At 57.0% G+C, this 4,277-nt stretch carries 3 protein-coding genes; all 3 read left to right on the top strand.

The annotated features are described in order from the left end of the window. On the top strand, nt 1-1,785 hold a 1,785-nt coding region (locus ENZ74_RS23665; protein WP_206522316.1), incomplete at its 5' end, for a hydantoinase B/oxoprolinase family protein. Between the two features lie 288 nt (nt 1,786-2,073). After that, nucleotides 2,074-3,351, top strand: coding sequence for a PIN-like domain-containing protein (locus ENZ74_RS23660; RefSeq protein WP_063168485.1), 1,278 nt, complete (start codon nt 2,074-2,076; stop codon nt 3,349-3,351). 467 nt (nt 3,352-3,818) lie between these two features. After that, a partial coding sequence (locus tag ENZ74_RS23655) for a DUF3419 family protein (protein WP_127313022.1) occupies nt 3,819-4,277 on the top strand: 459 nt, incomplete at its 3' end.

Below are 4,277 nucleotides of genomic sequence, written 5' to 3'. Positions count from 1 at the left end.
GCCGTAAGCCCTTCACAGACCCGCGAAATCTTCACCGAGGGAGAGTGGCGCACTTCACCCATCTTCCGCCGCGAGGCGCTGAAGCCGGGAAACAGGGTTGCGGGACCTGCCTTGATTATCGAGCCGAACCAGACAATCGTCATCGAGCCGGGCTGGCTGGCCGAAATCACCGCCAGGAACCACGTGCTCCTGCACCGCGTCGAGAAAAAGCGCCGGCAGGCAGCGCTCGGCACCGAGGCCGATCCGGTCATGCTGGAGGTCTTCAACAACCTCTTCATGTCGATCGCCGAGCAGATGGGCGTCACGCTGCAGAACACCGCCTATTCCGTCAACATCAAGGAACGGCTGGATTTTTCCTGCGCCGTCTTCGACCGGACCGGCGCGCTGGTCGCCAATGCGCCGCACATGCCGGTGCATCTCGGCTCGATGGACCGCTCGGTCGAAACCATCATCCGGCTGAATTCCGGCGACATCCACCCCGGCGACGTCTTTGCCCTCAACGCACCCTACAATGGCGGCACGCATCTGCCGGACATCACTGTCGTGACGCCGGTCTTCGATGATGCCAAGGAAAGAATCCTGTTCTGGGCCGCCTCGCGCGGCCATCACGCCGATATCGGCGGCACGGCACCCGGCTCGATGACGCCGCTCGCCACCACGGTCGACGAGGAAGGCGTGCTGTTCGACAATTTCCGCATCGTCGACCGTGGCCGCTTCCGCGAGAAGGAGCTGGAAACGCTGCTCACCGATCACCGCTATCCGGCCCGCAATCCGCACCAGAACATCGCCGACCTCAAGGCGCAGATCGCCGCCAACGAAAAGGGCGTAGCCGAACTGCGCAAGATGGTCGCCCATTTCGGCCTCGATGTCGTCGAGGCCTATATGGGCCATGTCCAGGACAATGCCGCCGAAAGCGTGCGCCGCGTGCTGGAGCGGCTGCCGGATAGTTCTGAGTACGAATACCCGACCGACACCGGCCAGATCATCAAGGTGAAGATCACGGTCGACCGGCAAAAGCGCGAGGCGACGGTAGACTTCACCGGCACCTCGCCGGTGATGAAGAACAATTTCAACGCGCCCGAGCCGGTGGCCCGCGCCGCCGTGCTCTACGCCTTCCGCGTCATGGTCGAGGATATGATCCCGATGAATGCCGGGTGCCTGCGGCCCATCAACATCATCATTCCCGATGGCTGCATGCTGAAACCCGCCTACCCCGCCGCCGTCGTCGCCGGCAATGTCGAGACCTCGCAGCATGTCACCAACGCGCTGTTCGGCGCCATGGGCGCCATGGCCAACGCCCAAGGCACGATGAACAACCTGACCTTCGGCAACAAGACGTATCAATATTACGAGACGATCTGCTCCGGCTCGCCGGCCGGCCGGATGAACTCGGGCCGCGGCTTTGCCGGCACCTCCGGCGTCCACACCCACATGACCAATTCGCGCCTCACCGATCCCGAAGTGCTGGAGCTGCGCTTTCCCGTTCTGCTCGAGGATTTCCACATCCGGAAAGATTCCGGCGGCAAGGGCAGATGGAGCGCCGGCGACGGCACCAAACGCACCATCCGCTTCCTCGAAAAGATGGAATGCGCGATCCTGTCCTCGCACCGCAACCGGCCGCCGCAAGGGCTGGACGGAGGCGGCGACGGCGAGGTCGGCTCGACCAAGATCCGCCGCAAGGACGGCACGATCGACCTGCTGAAAGCCTGCGACCAGACCATGTTGCAGGCCGGCGACGCCGTCATCCTGACGACGCCGACGCCGGGGGGATTTGGCAAGGCCTGAAACCGCTTGACTGGCTCGCGCCTCCCGGCCGCATTTATCACCAGCTATTCGGCGGCGATGCTAGCCTAGTAGGCTATTGCGCAGATGATAGCGGCTGTGATCGCCACCTCCTACTTCCCCGCACCATCGGAGCATTCTGACATTCTAGGGCACGTGGGACCGCAACCATTCAGGATTCCGCTATACGCTACCATTCGACAATAGCGAGCCGTTCACACGGTAAGAAAAGGTTTCGAAAGGCATTTCTCTACAAGTCTCGCTTGCTTCAATGTTCACAGCGATGTTGTAATGGCTTCGACTCCGGGGGGTTGGATGCGGAAGATTTTTCATGGGTTTTACGAGCCCACCAAAAAGGAATTAGACAAGATCTGGAAGACGGGACTTCTGGTCCCGGATACAAATGTCTTATTACACCTATTCAGATTTATGCCCGCTAGACGGGCGGAAGTCCTTGCTGCATTTAGGTCATTTGGGGATAGACTGTGGTTGCCTCATCAGGCCGGTGCAGAGTTCCAGGCAGACGGGCGCGATGCTGATTCGACCAATAGAGCGGCATATCAGAAGCTAAAAGATGAGCTGCTAAAGAAACGCAATGAGGTCGAAGGGGCAATTGGCGCGTTCTCCAGATTCGATCCTTGGCCCCAAGGATCCTCTATGGACGAGATCGGCAAGTTCTTCGAGCGCCTGACCCTTGAAGTTGAAACTGCCGTAAAGCAGCTTCCTGAAGCTCTATCGGTTTTCAAGGACGTTACTGACATCTTCGATGGAAAGGTAGGGAAGCAACCAGTCGACATCGAACAGCGACGGAAAGAAGCGCTGCGACGTTTCGATGCGAAAATCCCCCCCGGTTATAAAGACAAAGGCCGTCCGGGCGATTATCTGATTTGGGCTGAAATGAAGGACAAGGCAAAGTCGGCTCAGCTTCCGGTCCTTTTTGTCACTGACGATAACAAAGAAGACTGGTGGGCACGACATGATGGCAAGACCCTGGGACCAAGGCCTGAACTCAGGCACGAGTTTTTCGAAGCGACTGGCCAGTTGTTCTACGCATATTCGCCATCGCGCTTTTTAGCCTTCGTATCCAGCGAGGACGAAGAACTGGTTTCCAAGGAAACAGTGAAAGAGATGGAGAGAGTTCAAGAAACAAGAGAAATTCCTAGACGTTCAATTTTGTTTAGACATAGCGAAATGCTGAATCTCGTGACCGTCCTTGCCCTTCATACGGCTAAAAGCGAAGATGAAATTATAAAAACTGCTATGAAAATCACTAAAGTGTCGGGGAGAATTTCGGAGGAACAATCTCTTAGAAGAACCGGTGATGGGAATTTAGATGACTGGGAATTCAATTCCCTGGAAGAGCATCTTGAAAAACTATCCATAGAAGCACAATCAATTTTCCAAAACAAAAATAAAGACGATCCGGAAAAAATAAACACGTGGTATGCGTTCAGTAAACTAATAGATTGCTTTTCTTACAGCGAATATTGGGACCAGATTCCAAAATTAATGGATGCAATCAAATCAAACCGTGGGATAAACGAAGTTTTTCGCAAAAAAGAGGGCTAGAAGGACGAACCATCTTCAGATAAAAAGATTGCCGATCTGGCGACAGACCTCTTCGTATATCGGCCCTCCGGCGGCATCGTCCCGCTGGCGGGGGTGAAATCGGGAAATGGCGACCCCCGGAATATTTCTGCCACGACAATGTCGCAGCCTGGATGCCGACTCGCCAAAAGACAAGCATGCGCGGCTTCCTGACTGTCGAGTATAGCTTGCTGCTGTCGTACATTCAGTTCACGGAATATAGCGTTGTGGCGACACAACTTCCAACCGGGCTTCGCAACTCTACCCCTTCATCGAGCGCACTGGTCCTGTTGGCCTGCTTGCCGAAGCCGGCCGACGTATGACTATTTGCAATCAGATTCGATGAAAAAGCGCGCGGTCCATGTCGAGACGCGCACCGCCGCACTTTCGAAGACATTATCGAGATCAGCAAGGATCGACCGGCGTCAACCGGCTGTCACCGGCCTGTCATGAGCCTGCGCTACCCGCTTGCGGCAAAGCAAATGGGGAATCATCTTGCCATGACGGACGTTTCCGCAGATCTGGTTTTTCGCCGCGGCAAGGAAGTTGGAAAGGCCGTCTATCAGAACCGCCCGCTGTCGAAGGCCGGCATTTCGGAGCGGCTGTTCGCCTTCCTGTTCTCCGGCCTCGTCTATCCGCAGATCTGGGAAGACCCCGATGTCGACATGGAGGCGATGCAGCTTGGCCAGGGCCACCGCGTCGTCACCATCGCCTCCGGCGGCTGCAACATCCTGGCCTACCTCACGCGCTCGCCGGCCCGGGTCGACGCCGTCGACCTCAACACCGCGCACATCGCGCTGAACCGCATGAAGCTGGAGGCGGTGCGCCATTTGCCATCGCAGGGCGATCTGTTCCGCTTCTTCGGCGCCACCGACACCAGCCACAATTCGAAAGCGTATGACCGTTTC

Origin of the sequence: Mesorhizobium sp. M7A.F.Ca.CA.002.15.2.1 (genome assembly GCF_003998715.1) — a bacterium.
GTDB classification, from domain to species: domain Bacteria; phylum Pseudomonadota; class Alphaproteobacteria; order Rhizobiales; family Rhizobiaceae; genus Mesorhizobium; species Mesorhizobium ciceri.
This window is presented reverse-complemented; position numbering and strand designations above follow the sequence as displayed.